The sequence below is a fragment of the Pseudomonas sp. GM84 genome (assembly GCF_000282535.1).
In the GTDB taxonomy this organism is placed as follows: Bacteria; Pseudomonadota; Gammaproteobacteria; order Pseudomonadales; family Pseudomonadaceae; genus Aquipseudomonas.
The window spans coordinates 1-14,798 of sequence record NZ_AKJC01000077.1 but is presented as its reverse complement, the minus strand read 5'-3'; the positions used below and the strand labels follow the sequence as shown (position 1 = coordinate 14,798).

Genomic DNA, 14,798 nt, shown 5'->3' with positions numbered 1-14,798 from the left:
GCCCTTGCGGCGTGCCGGTCCCTAGAACGACCCTGCCCATGAATATCGACCTGCACGGATTCGGTCCGGCCCTGGCGGCTGGCACCTTGATGACCGTAAAACTGGCGCTCTGCGCCTTGCTGCTGGGGCTGGTCCTGGGCCTGCTCGGCGCCTTGGCCAAGACTTCCTCGATCAAGCCACTGCAATGGCTTGGCGGCTTCTACTCGACCCTGGTTCGCGGCGTGCCCGAACTGCTGTGGGTTCTGCTTATCTATTTCGGCACTGTCGGGCTGATGAACAGCCTCGGCGCAGCCCTCAACATGCCTGGCCTGGAACTCAGTGCCTTCGCCGCCGGCGTGATTGCCCTCGGCTTGTGCTTTGGCGCCTATGCCACCGAAGTATTCCGTGGCGCCATCCTGGCGATCCCCAAAGGCCACCGTGAGGCCGGCCTGGCGCTGGGCCTGTCGAAGGCGCGCATCCTGTCGCGGATCATCCTGCCGCAGATGTGGCGCATCGCCCTGCCCGGCCTTGGCAACCTGTTCATGATCCTGATGAAGGACACCGCGCTGGTCTCGGTGATCGGCCTGGAAGAAATCATGCGCCACGCGCAAATCGGCGTGACCGTGACCAAGGAGCCGTTCACCTTCTATATGGTCGCCGCCTGCATCTACCTGAGCCTGACCATCGTTGCCATGACCGGCATGCACTTCATGGAAAAACGCGCCGCTCGCGGCTTTGCGAGGGCCGAATAATGAATTGGGAAGTGATCATCAAGTGGCTGCCACGCCTGGCCCAGGGTGCCACCCTGACCCTGGAGCTGGTGGCCATCGCGGTCGTCGCCGGGTTGATCCTGGCCATCCCGCTGGGTATCGCCCGCTCGTCGCGGCACTGGTACGTGCGCGCCCTGCCCTACGGCTACATCTTCTTCTTCCGCGGCACGCCGCTGCTGGTGCAGCTGTTTCTGGTCTACTACGGCCTGGCGCAGTTCGACCTGGTGCGTTCGAGCAGCCTGTGGCCGTACCTGCGCGATCCGTTCTGGTGCACCGTGCTGACCATGACCCTGCACACCGCCGCCTACATCGCCGAGATCCTGCGCGGTGCGCTGCAGGCCATCCCCAAGGGTGAGATCGAGGCGGCCCGGGCGCTGGGCATGTCGCGTGGCAAGACGCTGTTCTACATCATGCTGCCGCGTGCGGCGCGCATCGGCTTGCCGGCCTACAGCAACGAAGTGATCCTGATGCTCAAGGCCAGCGCCCTGGCCAGTACCGTGACCCTGCTGGAACTGACCGGCATGGCGCGGACCATCATTGCCCGGACCTACCTGCCGGTGGAGATCTTCTTTGCTGCGGGTGTGTTCTACCTGGTGATCTCGTTCTTGCTGGTGCAAGGCTTCAAGCTGCTGGAGCGCTGGTTGCGCGTGGATGCCTCCCAGGGCCGTTGAGGCCGCACCGACTTCATCGCCGGCAAGCCGGCTCCCACAGGTACTCCACAGATTCAAACATTGTGGTGTACCTGTGGGAGCCGGCTTGCCGGCGATAAGGCCCTCTAATTCACCCAATAGCCAAACCCATGCCCCCTTTCCTCCACAGCCACCACCTAAGCGACCGCTTCCAGGCCCTCGACCAGTTCCTGACCGAGCACCAACACCTGTGGAAACCCCGCCCCTTCACCGCCCTGCGCCTTGATTGGGAAGCCCAATACCCCGAGCTCGCCGCCCACCTGCGCCAATGCCCCCTGGCCGACGCCGAAGCAGCGCTCAACCCGCAAGGCCTCCCTGCGCCCTTCCCGCAACTGGCCCAGCAAGCCCAGCAGCTATCGGCCGTGGGCGACCTGCCCGACATCGGCCTGCCACCTGCCGGGCACCGCCTCGACGTCAACGTCCCCGGCCGCAAATGGCAGCAGATCGAAGCCTTCAGCCGTCGCCTGAGCTTTGGCCAGCAAACCCACCACTGGCTGGACTGGTGCTCGGGCAAAGGCCACCTCGGCCGCCGTCTGCTGCAGCCCGGCCAGCAATTGACCTGCCTGGAATACGATGCCGAACTGGTCAGTGCCGGCCAGGCCCTGAGCGACCATCACCACTTGCCGGCCACCCACGTGCACCAGGACGTCATGGCCGCCGACAGCGCCCGCCACCTGGGCAGCGACAAGAGCGTGGTGGCCCTGCACGCCTGCGGCGACCTCCACGTTCACCTGCTGCGCACCGCCAGCCAGCAAGGCTGCCGCCATCTGGCCGTGGCCCCCTGCTGCTATAACCGCATCCAGAGCGAGCACCACCAGCCGTTATCCACAGCCGCGCAGCGCTCACCCCTGCAGCTGTCGCTGCTCGACCTTGGCTTGCCGCTGAGTGAAACCGTCACCGCCGGCGGGCGGGTTCGCCACCAGCGCGACTGCTCGATGGCCCGACGCCTGGGCTTCGACTTGCTGCAGCGCCAGCAGCGCCAGTGCGATGAATACCTGCCTACCCCTTCCTTGCCCACTGCCTGGCTGCACAAGCCGTTCGAACAGTACTGCCGCGACCTGGCCGAGCTGCGCGGGTTTGAACTGACCTCTAGCCCAGACTGGGCAGCTCTCGAAGCGGCAGGCTGGCAGCGTCTGGCTGAAGTGCGCAACCTCGAACGGTTGCGCAACCTGTTTCGCCGGCCACTGGAACTGTGGCTGGTGCTGGATCGCGCCCTGTTCCTCGAAGAACAGGGCTACAGCGTTCGCGTTGGCACGTTCTGCGACTATCCACTGACGCCGCGCAACCTCCTTCTGCTTGCCGAACGCGACCGTTAGCCGCAGCACAACCTGTGGATAAGTCTGTGAACAAGCTTTTGATGACTGCATCAAGCCGAGCGCTATTTAAACCCTTGCGGTTATTCCCTCCGGTGCTGCAGGCCCAATAAAAACAGGCGTTTGCGCAAAGACCAGCGGTGTTGCTCGTCGGCATGCCTTTCGCGCAAGCCGCCAATGCCTCTTGTGCATAAGCTTTGCTTGTGCCTAGGCGAGCTCCCTCAATGCAGGCGGTTCTTGGCCATCTCGATATCGTTCATCAAGGCCTTGGCCAGCGCACTGAGATAGTCGGCTGCTCCCAGCAACTTGTGGTCATCTTCCATATCGCCTTCGCGGACAAGGTGCTTGATGTAGCCCAGAAGTATCGAAACCTGCTCGTAGGCATCGTCCAAGGGGATGCCGGGTTGTACGCGCAGCAGGTCGATGGGGGGATTGCCGACCTCAAGGAAGGTTTCAACACCTGCCGTCAGGAGGGCTGTGGGTTTGTCGTTCATGGCTTCACTCCCCTTCCTTATCAGCGCTTATCCGCGCCAGCGCATGTTCGGCCAGCACCCGTGCCGAATCGGTCGCGTGCGCAGCGTTGCCGAGGATGTTCAGACCAGGTTCGCCGGCGTGGAGGTGGCAGTACTCGTCGAGGGTGTCTGCGACACCGCCTAGCAGCTCGCAGGCGTATATCAGGGCGTCGGGCGGAGTGATGTCGCTGTGGATGGAGAAGAACGGGGAGTTGAGGATTTTATGGCGGGGTGGATCGGGGACGATCTTCTTCATGGCAGTAGCTCCAATTGAAACTGCCACAGTGACCTTTCTCACGGATCAAGGCGGCAGCCAGTACACGGGGTGAGAAAACCGAGGGAGCTACAAAGCTCGGCCAGACCGAGGTCTGCCCGTGTACGGCTGCCATAACAGCAAGCTCAGTAACTCCATAGCGGGTTCTCACACCCGGTCACCAGGAATTGGCGACCCCGGAACCGTATCCCTGGGCCACTCCCCCGCCAACAGTGAAACTTCGCTAGCGTGTGTAGGATAATTCGACTGCGTTCGTTTCCCGAAGTACTTAGTTTTAATTTCAGAAATATCTTACATATAACAGTATATTTCCCGACCCGGAAAAATAATGAAATAAAGCAATTAATTATCGAACCACGATAATTATGCTTCTATGGAGTCTCACTCACTTATCGAAGAGAGAGACAATGACCCATCCATCTTCAAGTAACGGCCTTGGGCAATTCGCCACCGCCTTGGCCTTCCTCGCTGCTGCGTTCGAGTTATTAGTCATCCCGATTCAATGGCTTTTCTTCCACGCGCAAACGCTGGACATGCTCTTGCAACAACACAGCCATTCGATGCCCATGTTGCTCAGCGGCCCCCATGTACCATCAACGTTGGCACAGACGCTGATCTTCCTGCTCGACCTGCTTCCTGCATCTCTTACCTCGTTGGCCTTTGGCCTCGCTGCTCTGTTTTTCAGGAACCTTGCCAAAGGCGAAGCCTGGTCTACGCGAAATACCCGCATGATCTGGCTCGTCGGGACGCTCTGCATTTGCCTGCCATTGATCCACATGACCACCGTCGCGCTGCAGAGCCTGGCACTTGGGATAGACCTGCCAAGCGCCGAACGTGGTCTGGATCTATTCGTCGACCTTTCAGGTTTCACCCTGTCGCAAATCGTACTGGGTCTACTGCTCTGTTCCTTCTCACGGCTTATCAAGCAAGCAAAGTCGCTGAGTGACGAGCAGTCGATGTTCGTTTGACCGATGGCTGTAACGCCAGACGCTGAAGCCTTGGGAAAGGAGAGCGAATACCATGATCAAGAAAGCCACCACGCCCGCCATTTTTACGCTGCTGCTCCTGCCTCTCTACGGCTGCAGCACGCCCTCGACAGGAAGTACTGGGGAGTGGGAAGTCTCCACAATTGAGCCAATCCCGAAGAAGTCACCGCCAAAGCGCGCCGGTAAATGCCGAAAACGCGGCTGCGATAATCACAGGCTGATCTTCAACCCGGCAGAGAAGCCGCCTAGCGCCACCGATCTTCACCGCGACTGGTAAGTCGCATTGCCGAACGCGCAGGCAGCTCCAATCCATCCATCGGTGTATTATTCAAGGCTGCCGTAGGAAGATGGCAGCCTGCACCTACCTTCCCGCCTCAATACATGACGCCCAACCAACGCCTATGCCGATCATCATCCGCCTCGACGTCGTCATGGCCAGGAACAAGATACGTTCCAAGGACCTGGCTGAAACCATTGGCATCACGGAAGCGAACCTGTCGCTGTTGAAAAACAGCAAAGTCAAAGGGTTCAAGATCGAGACTCTAGAAAAGCTGTGCCGTGCATTGAATTGCCAACCGGGTGACCTTTTGGAGTTCACCCAGGATTGATCCTGCAACGCAGGCGCTGACTAAAAAGAACCATCAACGGATTTCAACATCGTGCCCCAAGCCAAACCCTTCACCCTGCTGGCCTGCGCCTTGGCCCTGACCGCGTGCGCCAGCGGTACCCCGAAGCCCCACAGCTCCAGCCTGGACTGGAACACTCCCGGCATGCAGCTGGGCGGTGACAACGGCCTGCCCCTGCGCGCGGAAAGCCCCTGCCGCAAGCGCGGCTGCGACAACGACAAGTTGTTCTTCAACCCCGCCAAGACCGAGCCGAACGTCAACACCATCCACCGCGGCTGGTAGGAAAATTCCCCTTTCAGACCGGTGACTTAGGTCATTTGCGTGCAAATGAAAGGAAGTGGTTTACAGGCGCCAACCGATCGCTATAATGACGCCCCATTGCCGGTATAGCTCAGATGGTAGAGCAACTGACTTGTAATCAGTAGGTCCCGGGTTCGATTCCTGGTGCCGGCACCATACGCAGTATCAAAAAAGGCTCACCGAAAGGTGGGCCTTTTTTGTTTGCGCTCTCCCGTGCTGACCGACTTTGCCACAGCAAGCCCTCAGGCAGCCTTCTGCTCCAACGTCTCCCAACCCAAGCAGGCCAGCGCCAATGTACGCGGCACTGGTTCTCGACCACTGCTGTATCGGCTGATGCTACGCGAACTAACACCCAGCGCTTGGGCAGCCTGGTCCAACGTCATCCGGTGCCGCAGGCGCCAGCGTATAAAAATTCGCGTGTTCTCATCCGGCGCTGTCTGGGCAAGGGCATCCAGCAACAACGTGTCTGCACCGATCTGAATATCCAGCGCCGGCCATTCCACTGACCAGCCCCCATCCCCCAAAGTGACGCCTTGGAACGCCTTGCCCTTAGCCAGAGGCGCCAACCCTGGATACACCGCAAGCGCATCGCTCATATCCAGCTCGAATTGCTGACCATTGGTAAAGGTCAGCTCCAATCGTGCACCTGACAGGGGCTGAACAGCCCGCAGGCGGGGGCGTTTCATCGATGCCATTTCATCCACTCCTTCAACAGATCGGCCTGATTGGCCGCGACCCACGCTAGGGCCTCTTGCACCACTTTGGCCGGTGCCTTGCCTTGTGTGACCGCAACAGATTCCAGACTGATCACCACATCTACACCGCCACCGGTCAGGTGCACGTGCGGTGGCAAATGGTCCCTTTCTCGTAGCTCGATTGGTATTTTTCGCGAAAATGGTATTTGGTAGAGATGAACTGAAAATATCGCCAAATTGGCGATGCCTCAAGAAAGCTCTATTCAGTGCTGGACGGCCTATCTGACTGATGAATGGAGCAAACCGGTGTCGTCGACAGGCCCCGGTGGGCCTTAACTTGGAACTGACGTCGCTTCCCTTGGTGGTTTTCCCAAAGGCGATTCACATCCGGCAACCGACTAACAGTGAAGGCTGCTCTCTATTTTTATGGTGCTCATGCGCCAGCTACACCGTTCTTTGCCGCCCTGCAGCAACCTATGCGCTTGGTCGAATATTGTGCCAACCTGCGCCCGTCTTTTTCTCCTGAAAATAATCGGGCGCCCCTACCGCTGCTGCAGTCCTAATCGCACATGGCTTTGCGGCAATTCCCCTCGTGCCAAACGCCGATGTCACCAGCATCAGCCATGCAGATGATGGTGCCGCAGACCAGGGAATGGACAGCACCTGACTGACCTCAGGCATGCCCCGGTCATCGCATTGCTGCTTGCACCCGGCTCAGGATCTCGTGGTGCTGGTCTTGTCAGCCATTACAGCCTCCACCCGCCCACCGGTAAAGGTGCTCAGGAGGCCAGATCATCAGATGCCCTTGCTCCTGGACGTAAGTAGCCGCCAGTCCCGGAGGACATCCCCACAGGTCGCAGGGGCCTTGATCCCTGATAACACTCGGTATTCTTGACGGGATGACGTGGGGCAAGGATCGGAGATCGGAAGATGAGGTAACTGACATGGCATTGATGGGTATACGCCATGGCTGCAATTTCGGTTACGGCAGGCAAATGAATTACGCAAGGCCGCAGGCGCTAAAAGACATGTTAGGCGAAGGCCACTACGGCACGGTCAAGGCGCACTGTGGTCGGTGGTTGGCATTCGTGAAATGGTGCGGCTCCGTCCAAGGGCCCGGAATCAATACTCCAGCTAAGAATAGCTCTATGTCGAATGGCTTTACTCATGCGTGCCCTCCAATGCAGGCAGCGACCACGTCGATCCGACCGTGTCCCAACTCATAGCTGATTTACCTTCGGGCCTCACGATACAGCGTCCTATCTACCTGGCAACATTGGCCGCCGTTGATGAGCGCGGGGTGTTGGGTGATTTGCTCATAGCGTTCAAATGCGTACGCCGCTCGTAGCTCGGCAGCGCGTGGCTGATGATGGCGGTAAAGCGCATCGACGATCTGCTGAATCTGTTCGCGGTCTTGGCCATGGGGCATCGACTTTCGAACCCCAGTGAGCTACATACCCAACGCCTTGCTGGGACTTGGTATCTTCATGCACTGATCACCGCGAAGCGCCGCCATGGTCCTGTTAACGCTGGATCGTTCGACGCTTAGGAAAGTCATGGGTTTTCAATCTCTGAGTGGGACCTGATCCTTATGGTCAGAACCGGCAAGAATCGGCCAGCACCGGACTGACGCCAGCCTACAAGAGACTCCGATAACACGAGTTATCCCGTCCTATTTTCCGAGCTTGGTACTCGGCTAGTATTGCTATGTAGTCGAGTAAAAGCTTGATCCTTAGGGCTCTACGAGCCATTCTAGTTGGATTTTTAGGAGATACCCACAATGGCCAGCAAGCGCACAGCAGAGCAGTTAGCAGATGTACTATTCCCTGAAGCCCTTGAACAGGAGGATTTCGCAGATGGCGTACTCTCAATACCACCTGAACAGAGAAAACTGCATACTGAGACTTACGATTTCACTGTAGAGACCATTGTTGAAAAGCTCAATGATGGATCAATTTTTATACCGAAATTTCAGCGGCGCTATGTTTGGTCTGACGCACAAGCATCCCGACTGATAGAATCGCTGATAATTCAATGCCCAATACCAGTAATCTATTTAAATCAAGAGTCAGACGAAAAGCTTTCGGTGATAGACGGAAACCAACGTCTAACCACAATGCGAAAATATTTTAGTAACGAATTTCCTCTTAAAGGTCTGACCGCATACCCTGAGCTTGACGGCAGCAGGTTTTTTGAACTGGATCCGCGCTTTCAACGCCACATTCAGAATCGCACACTAAGATGCATTGTCATTCTGAAAGACACTCACCCACAAGTTAAATTCGATGTTTTTGAGCGACTAAACTCAGGCGCAACTAAACTTACTCCGCAAGAGCTGAGACATGGGCTCTACTTTGGCGACCTAATGAGCCTCGCCACTAGAGCAGTTAAAGAATCAAGTTTCCTCACCGCCCTTGAAATAAAAAACGACAAGCGCATGAAGGCTGAAGAACTCGTTCTAAGGTTCTGGGCACTTAGTGAAAACCATGCGAACTACAAGAAGCCACTAGCGACTTTCATCAATGACTTCTCTGACTCCAACAGAAAAATCACTGATAAGCGAAAAGCAGTACTACTTAAAAGCTTTGTTGAGACTTTAAGCTTGGTTAGGTCCCACCTGGGAGATCTGACATTCAAACTATTTGATGAAAACCTCACAATAATTAGTAACTTCAACTCTGCGCTATACGATGCTTTGATGGTAGGTTTTTACGAGCTAGCCTCAACCGATACCCTTGCCAAATTAACTCAAGCACAATCTCAGTCCATACTGGGAAATCTGGTGAAAAGCGATCAAAAATTTCGTCGCTCAATAGGGGTGGCAACTAGCGACGAAACACAAGTAAAATATCGAGCCCAAGCAATACAAAACGCTTATAAGAAGCAAGATTGAAATGCCGTACTCAATAAGCGCTGCAAGAAAGACCACAAAGCTAGACTTCAAGGAAATCAAGTCAAGAATAAGGAAGTCACAAAACAAAACAATAGAACCGACCATTAGAGAATACGTGATAGCCGCGTCAATTTTTCTGGCTCACGCAACTTTAGAAAACTATATATCAGATATTTTTTCAAGTTTTGCCAATGGGCTTCAATCCTTGCCAATTAAAGGATCTGAGATCCCAGAAAACTTGCAGGCCCATCTATTTCTAAACAAAATAGACAAGACAAAAATTTATGGAACGGCGATCGGGACACATTCTGAAGTAGACTCTCTCACGTCCATTTCAAAATCGTTGAAGACTCATGCAGGTACGGTCGTTGACAACTCAACAACAATTTTTAGATTCACCGGAAAAGATATTTTTACAAACCACAAATACCCTTCCGTCGATAACATCAAAAAAATATTCCAAAGGATTGGCGAGCCGAAAATCTTTACAAAACTTGATATTATCTTGAAAAGCAACTCTCAAAGCCTATTAGAATCGTTAGGAAGCTTGAGAACTCAGCTAGCACACACAGGTCAAATCCCAGGTGTTTCGCCGGCAGACGTAATAAGACGAATTGAGGATGTAGAGCAGTTTATTTCTGCCATTGATCGAGTAATGTACAAGCTAGTGACTTCATTCTCCGACCAGAAAACATGGAAGTCACACATATGCTGACGATAACCACAAACATTGAAAGCAATTATCAAACATGCACATGAATGCAGCAACAAGCTAAAAACAGAGGAGCCATACCAGATTAAGTTGACTTTTCCACCACATGAACTCGTCCAGAAGCAACAGTGAGTCAAGGCTGTTTCTGGACGGAATAAATACCTTAATGGATTTCCGAAAACGGCTGCCGGCAGTGTATTGCCAATCAGAGCTACGATCTCGTTTCTGTCGCTAACTGCAACTAGAGTTCCGCACCTTTTGACCATGAAGGAACGACCGCCACATACTTATGTAGTAATACTCCCTAATTTAAATTTTACTACGCCAATAAATCTTCAAGACGTATCAGAGGATACTTTTAGAGATATCCTCTCGAAATCAAATGAACAAAGCTCTTATGGGTTATATTCTTATGGCGATGTTCGACTCCTGTCACATTATCAAAAAAGCTCACCGGAAGTGGGCCTTTTTTGTTCTCGAAATCGGTCAGCTCATTACGCCTCGCGCACCTCGAACCGGTCGAAGAGCTGCCCCAAGTACTGCCAAACCCGCTGTACCTCTGCCGGAGTGGCCGTATGGCTCAAGCCCATATCCAACATCCGCCCCGCCCGCGCCAACTGCACCACAAACCTGCGCACCCCCACCCCCGCCAAGCGCTCGCCCAATCGCTGCACCTGCTGCAAATCGAACAACCCCCAATGCACCGTAGTCCGGCACTCGTACTCCACCCCACTGGCCAGCAGCAACTCCAGGCTCGTCCAATTGGCCCGCCCACTGCCGCGCACGCCGGTGATCAGCTGGCAATCCTCTTCCAGCGCCTTGACGTCCATGCCCACCCAATCGCAATACGGCAGCACCCGGCTCAACGAACCGGGGCGGATACCGGCGGTGTGCAGCCCGACCTTGAAGCCGCGCTCGCGGACCGCTTGCATGGCGGCAGGGAGCGCGGGTTGCAGCGTGGCTTCGCCGCCGCTGAATACCACGGCCTGCAACAGGCCCTGGCGGCGTTCGAGCAGGTCGGTCACGTCGTGCCAGGGTACGCCGGGCTCGGTGCTGCGGTGGGTGAGCTCGGGGTTGTGGCAGTAGCGGCAGTGCCAGGCGCAGCCTTGGCAGAAGACTACGCAGGCGAGGTGGTCGGGGTAGTCGAGGGTGGTCAGGGGTTGCAGGCCACCAATGCGCAAGGCGCTGGCTTGGGATTTGGGGTTGGGGGTTGGCATGGGCGCTCCTGGGCAGAGAGGGAGAGCTGTGGTGCCTGGGCTGGCCTCATCGCCGGCAAGCCGGCTCCCACAGGGAGATCACAACCCTTACCTGTGGGAGCTGGCTTGCCAGCGATGAGGCCAGGTCAGGCAACCCGGAAAACGGCCATTAACGCTGCTCGCGGAAATGTCGGCGCTCTTGGTGCTCGGACTGTTTGCCTGGGTTGAACGCGGCTACGGGGCGGTGATAGCCCATCACCCGCGTCCACACCTCGCAGCGCTGGCGTTTTTCCTCAGGCAGTGGCTGGTTTGCATTCATGCTCATGCTCCTTTTGTGCGCTCAACAGCGCTTCGTCACAACGCGGGCAGAACTCGTGTTCCCCCGCCAGGTAGCCGTGCACCGGGCAGATCGAGAAGGTCGGTGTCACGGTCAGGTATGGCAAACGGAAGCGGCTCAGCGCACTGCGCACCAACTGCTTGCAGGCCTGGATCGATGAAATGCGCTCGGCCATGTACAGGTGCAGCACGGTGCCGCCGGTGTATTTGCATTGCAGGGGGTCCTGCAGCTCCAGCGCTTCGAACGGGTCGTCGGTAAAGCCCACCGGCAACTGCGAGGAGTTGGTGTAGTACGGCGCCTCGGGCGTGCCGGCCTGGAGCATGCCAGGGAAGCGTTTGCGGTCTTCGCGGGCGAAGCGGTAGGTGGTGCCTTCGGCCGGGGTGGCTTCGAGGTTGTAGAGGTGACCGCTGCGTTCCTGGAAGGTCATCAGACGGGCGCGCACATGGTCGAGCACGGCCAGGGCGAAGGCCCTGCCTGCCTCGCTGTGCAGGCCTTCGCGGTCGCCGGTGTAGTTGCGCAACATCTCGTGCAGACCGTTCACGCCAATGGTCGAGAAGTGATTGCGCAGGGTGCCGAGGTAGCGCCGGGTATAGGGGAACAGGCCGTTGTCCATGTAGCGCTGGATTACCTCGCGCTTGCGCTCCAGGCTTTCGAAGGCCAGTTCCAGCAGCGTGTCCAGGCGCGCGTACAAACCCACCGGGTCGCCGGGATAAAGGTAGCCGAGGCGCGCGCAGTTGAGCGTCACCACGCCCAGCGAACCGGTCTGCTCGGCCGAGCCGAACAGGCCGTTGCCGCGCTTGAGCAGTTCACGCACATCCAGCTGCAGGCGGCAGCACATCGAGCGCACCTGGTTGGGCTGCATGTCGGAATTGAGGAAGTTCTGGAAATACGGCAGGCCGTAGCGGGCCGTCATCTCGAACAGGCGCTGGGCGTTGTCGCTGTCCCAGGGGAAGTCGTGGGTGATGTTGTAGGTCGGGATCGGGAAGGTGAACACCCGGCCCTTGGCGTCGCCGGCCATCATCACCTCGATGTAGGCGCGGTTGAGCAGGTCCATTTCCCGTTGCAGCTCACCATAGGCAAAGGGCATTTCCTCGCCGCCGATGACCGGAATCTGCTCGCGCAGGTCCTCGGGGCAGACCCAGTCGAAGGTCAGGTTGGTGAAGGGGGTCTGGCTGCCCCAGCGCGACGGCACATTGAGGTTGTAGATGAACTCCTGCAACGCCTGGCGTACCTGCGGGTAATCGAGCTGGTCCTTGCGCACGAAGGGCGCAAGGTAGGTGTCGAACGAGCTGAACGCCTGGGCCCCCGCCCATTCGTTCTGCAGCGTGCCGAGGAAATTGACCATTTGCCCGAGGGCGCTGGTGAGGTGCTTGGGTGGCCCTGCCTCGACTCGCCCGGGCACACCATTGAAACCCTCGTGCAGCAGCGTGCGCAGTGACCAGCCGGCGCAGTAACCGGCGAGCATGTCGAGGTCGTGCAAGTGGAGATCACCCTCGCGGTGCGCTTCGCCAATGTCGGCGCGGTAGATCTCGTCGAGCCAGTAGTTGGCGGTGACCTTGCCGGACACGTTGAGCACCAGGCCGCCCAGCGAATAGCCCTGGTTGGCGTTGGCCTGCACGCGCCAATCCTGGCGCGACAGGTACTCGTTCATGGCCCCCGCCACGTCGATCGATCGTCGTCCGTGCGAACGGTTTTGCTCCCTCTCCATCTGGCCTCCAAGACACATCATCTAGTAATGATTTGATCTTCAACCACTATATGTTGTGCCGGTGACGACAAGCTGACCCATATCAAGGGTTAGCCACCACTGTCAGCCGCCTCTAAACCACAGGGCGCAGCCTGAGCCAGTTGCAGCAAAGCTTGATTTCGATCAAGCCTGGCGGGAGTAGCGGGAATAGTCTGGTGCAGACGGCGACTGCTGGAGGCCTGCCATGGCCAAGAAATTTCCCCACAACCCCAGCCACCCCGAGCGCATTTGCTGGGGTTGCGACCTGTACTGCCCGGCCAAGGCGCTGGCCTGCGGCAACGGCGCGGACCGGACCATGCACCCGGTGGAATTGTTTGGAGAGGATTGGGACAGCCTGGGTGATCATCTGCAGGCGGCAACGTCTGAAACGGCTACCTGCAAGCCTGACCAAACGACGGGATGAACCACCCAGGAAAGCCATTTGTGAATACTTCGTATTTGCAGATGATTTTTTGTTACGATAGCCGGCATACCCTCCACGACCTCCCTGCCGGTGTTTTACCCGATGAGCACGACCTTGCCGGTCGTTGTCGATGACGACCACATTCGCAAACCGCACAACCCTCAATGCCCGGATGCCCCTGTCGAAGGGCAGCGTTTTGCCGGCTTCAGCCTGGAGCACGCCACCCGCCAACTCACCCGTCCCGACGGCGTATCGCTGACCCTGCCCCGCTCCGACTACCAAGTGCTGTGCGAACTGCTGGCGGCCAGCAATCGTGTGGTATCACGCGACCGATTGACGCGCAGCGCGTTCGGCCGCGAACACCTCCCTGATGACCGTTCGGTGGACATGTGCATCAGCCGCCTGCGCCAGCAGCTGCGCCGTGCACCCGGCGCAGGCGTGCAGATACTCACCCTGCGTAACGAAGGCTACCTGCTGAGCATCGCCCGCACCGAGGCCGGATAGGGCTGCTTTGCAGCCCATCGCCGGCAAGCCGGCTCCCACAGGGACAGCGCAAGTCTTGAAGCCTGTGGTGTACCTGTGGGAGCCGGCTTGCCGGCGATGAGGCCAGCAGCAACACCGCAACCGTAATAGTGTTTTACCGATTCGCCAGGTTTTCCTACCGGCCAGTTTGCCTATCCTTGGCCCGGTCATCCTGTCTGCGATGGACCCATGAAACACTCTCTACCCAGCCGCTACGCCTGCCTGGCCCTCTGCCTGCTCTTCACCTTCGCCAGCCTGCCATTACTCGCCCAGCACGCCTGGCTCTGGCCACTCACCGTGGTCACCGCCCTGCTCAGCCTGGTCGGCCTCAACGACCTGCGCCAGAGCCACCACGCCGTGCGGCGCAACTACCCGATCCTGGGCAACATCCGCTACCTGATCGAAACCATTCGCCCGGAAATCCGCCAGTACCTGATCGAAGGCGACGACGACAAACTGCCCTTCTCCCGCTCGCAGCGCTCGTTGGTCTACGCCCGGGCCAAGAACGAGAGCGCCGAGAAAGCCTTCGGCACGCTCAACGATGCCTACAAACCCGGCTTCGAGTTCATCAGCCATTCGATGCTGCCAGTGGCAACTCCAGACCCGGCATCGTTCCGCATCGCCATCGGCGGGCCGAAGTGCCGCCGGCCCTACTCGGCGTCGATCTTCAATATCTCGGCCATGAGCTTCGGCGCCCTCAGCGCCAACGCCATCGCCGCACTCAACCAGGGCGCGCGCCTGGGCCGTTTCGCCCACGACACCGGGGAAGGCAGCATCAGCCCCTACCACCGTGAACATGGCGGCGACCTGATCTGGGAAATCGGCAGTGGTTACTTCGGCTGCC

Annotated in this window: 17 protein-coding genes, 1 tRNA gene and 4 pseudogenes; 14 read left to right on the top strand and 8 right to left on the bottom strand. The window is 57.7% G+C overall.

The window, feature by feature from the left end:
• Positions 1–38 precede the first annotated feature (38 nt).
• The 3 genes from PMI38_RS05215 (at position 39) to PMI38_RS05205 (ending at position 2,754) form a co-directional block, all read left to right on the top strand.
• Positions 39–731, top strand: a complete 693-nt coding sequence (locus tag PMI38_RS05215) for an ABC transporter permease (protein WP_008091476.1) — start codon at positions 39–41, stop codon at positions 729–731.
• Positions 731–1,420 (top strand): ABC transporter permease, encoded by a 690-nt coding sequence (locus PMI38_RS05210; RefSeq protein ID WP_008091474.1) that lies wholly within the window; start codon positions 731–733, stop codon positions 1,418–1,420. Before PMI38_RS05215 ends, PMI38_RS05210 begins: the two co-directional genes overlap by 1 nt.
• Positions 1,421–1,548: 128 nt before the next feature.
• Entirely contained in the window at positions 1,549–2,754 is a 1,206-nt protein-coding gene (locus tag PMI38_RS05205; protein ID WP_008091472.1) for a methyltransferase, read from the top strand.
• Positions 2,755–2,972: 218 nt separating this feature from the next.
• Here PMI38_RS05205 and PMI38_RS05200 read toward each other — a convergent pair whose 3' ends face one another.
• The gene (locus PMI38_RS05200; RefSeq protein ID WP_008091470.1) at positions 2,973–3,245 is read right to left on the bottom strand and encodes a DUF3077 domain-containing protein; all 273 of its coding nucleotides are present in this window, start codon (positions 3,243–3,245) and stop codon (positions 2,973–2,975) included.
• Positions 3,246–3,249: 4 nt separating this feature from the next.
• A complete protein-coding gene (locus PMI38_RS05195) occupies positions 3,250–3,519 on the bottom strand; it encodes a hypothetical protein (RefSeq protein ID WP_008091469.1) in 270 nt (89 codons plus the stop codon).
• 425 nt (positions 3,520–3,944) lie between these two features.
• Here PMI38_RS05195 and PMI38_RS05190 point away from each other — a divergent pair, with 425 nt between their 5' ends.
• From PMI38_RS05190 to PMI38_RS05170, 5 genes are all read left to right on the top strand, one after another.
• Complete coding sequence (locus PMI38_RS05190) at positions 3,945–4,505, top strand: hypothetical protein (protein ID WP_008091468.1); 561 nt, start codon at positions 3,945–3,947, stop codon at positions 4,503–4,505.
• A 52-nt stretch (positions 4,506–4,557) separates the two neighbouring features.
• Positions 4,558–4,800, top strand: a complete 243-nt coding sequence (locus PMI38_RS05185; RefSeq protein WP_008091464.1) for a hypothetical protein — start codon at positions 4,558–4,560, stop codon at positions 4,798–4,800.
• Between the two features lie 124 nt (positions 4,801–4,924).
• Positions 4,925–5,131, top strand: a complete 207-nt coding sequence (locus tag PMI38_RS05180) for a helix-turn-helix domain-containing protein (protein WP_008091461.1) — start codon at positions 4,925–4,927, stop codon at positions 5,129–5,131.
• A gap of 51 nt (positions 5,132–5,182) precedes the next feature.
• Positions 5,183–5,431, top strand: a complete 249-nt coding sequence (locus PMI38_RS05175; RefSeq protein ID WP_008091459.1) for a hypothetical protein — start codon at positions 5,183–5,185, stop codon at positions 5,429–5,431.
• Positions 5,432–5,529: 98 nt separating this feature from the next.
• Positions 5,530–5,605, top strand: a tRNA-Thr gene (locus PMI38_RS05170).
• Positions 5,606–5,691: 86 nt separating this feature from the next.
• Here the strand turns inward: PMI38_RS05170 and PMI38_RS05165 are convergent.
• A complete protein-coding gene (locus tag PMI38_RS05165; protein WP_008091457.1) occupies positions 5,692–6,144 on the bottom strand; it encodes a DUF2442 domain-containing protein in 453 nt (150 codons plus the stop codon).
• Positions 6,132–6,361, bottom strand: a pseudogene (locus tag PMI38_RS26435) (DUF4160 domain-containing protein). The gene PMI38_RS05165 and the pseudogene PMI38_RS26435 overlap by 13 nt, the downstream one beginning before the upstream one ends.
• A 727-nt stretch (positions 6,362–7,088) precedes the next feature.
• Between PMI38_RS26435 and PMI38_RS27475 the strand changes: the two are divergent.
• Positions 7,089–7,271 (top strand): annotated as a pseudogene (locus PMI38_RS27475) (integrase domain-containing protein); the annotation flags it as partial.
• 38 nt (positions 7,272–7,309) lie between these two features.
• Here the strand turns inward: PMI38_RS27475 and PMI38_RS27470 are convergent.
• A pseudogene (locus tag PMI38_RS27470) lies at positions 7,310–7,678 on the bottom strand (hypothetical protein); the annotation flags it as partial.
• 246 nt (positions 7,679–7,924) lie between these two features.
• Between PMI38_RS27470 and PMI38_RS05155 the strand changes: the two are divergent.
• Together PMI38_RS05155 and PMI38_RS27045 are read left to right on the top strand one after the other, a co-directional pair.
• Entirely contained in the window at positions 7,925–9,037 is a 1,113-nt protein-coding gene (locus PMI38_RS05155; RefSeq protein ID WP_008091455.1) for a DUF262 domain-containing protein, read from the top strand.
• Position 9,038: 1 nt separating this feature from the next.
• A complete protein-coding gene (locus tag PMI38_RS27045; protein ID WP_008091453.1) occupies positions 9,039–9,752 on the top strand; it encodes a HEPN domain-containing protein in 714 nt (237 codons plus the stop codon).
• 491 nt (positions 9,753–10,243) lie between these two features.
• Here PMI38_RS27045 and PMI38_RS05150 read toward each other — a convergent pair whose 3' ends face one another.
• The 3 genes from PMI38_RS05150 to PMI38_RS05140 form a co-directional block, all read right to left on the bottom strand.
• The gene (locus tag PMI38_RS05150) at positions 10,244–10,966 is read right to left on the bottom strand and encodes an anaerobic ribonucleoside-triphosphate reductase activating protein (RefSeq protein ID WP_008091451.1); all 723 of its coding nucleotides are present in this window, start codon (positions 10,964–10,966) and stop codon (positions 10,244–10,246) included.
• Positions 10,967–11,114: 148 nt separating this feature from the next.
• Positions 11,115–11,264, bottom strand: coding sequence for an anaerobic ribonucleoside-triphosphate reductase (gene nrdD, locus PMI38_RS27705; protein ID WP_008091449.1), 150 nt, complete (start codon positions 11,262–11,264; stop codon positions 11,115–11,117).
• A complete protein-coding gene (locus tag PMI38_RS05140) occupies positions 11,239–12,990 on the bottom strand; it encodes a ribonucleoside triphosphate reductase (protein ID WP_008091448.1) in 1,752 nt (583 codons plus the stop codon). The genes nrdD and PMI38_RS05140 overlap by 26 nt, the downstream gene beginning before the upstream one ends.
• Positions 12,991–13,213: 223 nt before the next feature.
• On the opposite strand from PMI38_RS05140, the gene PMI38_RS05135 reads away from it, so the two are divergent.
• The 3 genes and pseudogenes from PMI38_RS05135 to PMI38_RS05125 form a co-directional block, all read left to right on the top strand.
• Complete coding sequence (locus tag PMI38_RS05135) at positions 13,214–13,432, top strand: DUF3079 domain-containing protein (protein WP_008091446.1); 219 nt, start codon at positions 13,214–13,216, stop codon at positions 13,430–13,432.
• A gap of 132 nt (positions 13,433–13,564) precedes the next feature.
• Positions 13,565–13,936: pseudogene (locus tag PMI38_RS05130) on the top strand (winged helix-turn-helix domain-containing protein); the annotation flags it as partial.
• 207 nt (positions 13,937–14,143) lie between these two features.
• On the top strand, positions 14,144–14,798 hold a 655-nt coding region (locus PMI38_RS05125; RefSeq protein WP_008091442.1), incomplete at its 3' end, for a glutamate synthase-related protein.

Coding starts and splice junctions, on each gene's coding strand:
- PMI38_RS05215 (WP_008091476.1), top strand. CDS start 39: ATGAATATCGACCTGCACGGATTCGGTCCGGCCCTGGCGGCTGGCACC.
- PMI38_RS05210 (WP_008091474.1), top strand. CDS start 731: ATGAATTGGGAAGTGATCATCAAGTGGCTGCCACGCCTGGCCCAGGGT.
- PMI38_RS05205 (WP_008091472.1), top strand. CDS start 1,549: ATGCCCCCTTTCCTCCACAGCCACCACCTAAGCGACCGCTTCCAGGCC.
- PMI38_RS05200 (WP_008091470.1), bottom strand. CDS start 3,245: ATGAACGACAAACCCACAGCCCTCCTGACGGCAGGTGTTGAAACCTTC.
- PMI38_RS05195 (WP_008091469.1), bottom strand. CDS start 3,519: ATGAAGAAGATCGTCCCCGATCCACCCCGCCATAAAATCCTCAACTCC.
- PMI38_RS05190 (WP_008091468.1), top strand. CDS start 3,945: ATGACCCATCCATCTTCAAGTAACGGCCTTGGGCAATTCGCCACCGCC.
- PMI38_RS05185 (WP_008091464.1), top strand. CDS start 4,558: ATGATCAAGAAAGCCACCACGCCCGCCATTTTTACGCTGCTGCTCCTG.
- PMI38_RS05180 (WP_008091461.1), top strand. CDS start 4,925: ATGCCGATCATCATCCGCCTCGACGTCGTCATGGCCAGGAACAAGATA.
- PMI38_RS05165 (WP_008091457.1), bottom strand. CDS start 6,144: ATGGCATCGATGAAACGCCCCCGCCTGCGGGCTGTTCAGCCCCTGTCA.
- PMI38_RS05155 (WP_008091455.1), top strand. CDS start 7,925: ATGGCCAGCAAGCGCACAGCAGAGCAGTTAGCAGATGTACTATTCCCT.
- PMI38_RS27045 (WP_008091453.1), top strand. CDS start 9,039: ATGCCGTACTCAATAAGCGCTGCAAGAAAGACCACAAAGCTAGACTTC.
- PMI38_RS05150 (WP_008091451.1), bottom strand. CDS start 10,966: ATGCCAACCCCCAACCCCAAATCCCAAGCCAGCGCCTTGCGCATTGGT.
- nrdD (WP_008091449.1), bottom strand. CDS start 11,264: ATGAATGCAAACCAGCCACTGCCTGAGGAAAAACGCCAGCGCTGCGAG.
- PMI38_RS05140 (WP_008091448.1), bottom strand. CDS start 12,990: ATGGAGAGGGAGCAAAACCGTTCGCACGGACGACGATCGATCGACGTG.
- PMI38_RS05135 (WP_008091446.1), top strand. CDS start 13,214: ATGGCCAAGAAATTTCCCCACAACCCCAGCCACCCCGAGCGCATTTGC.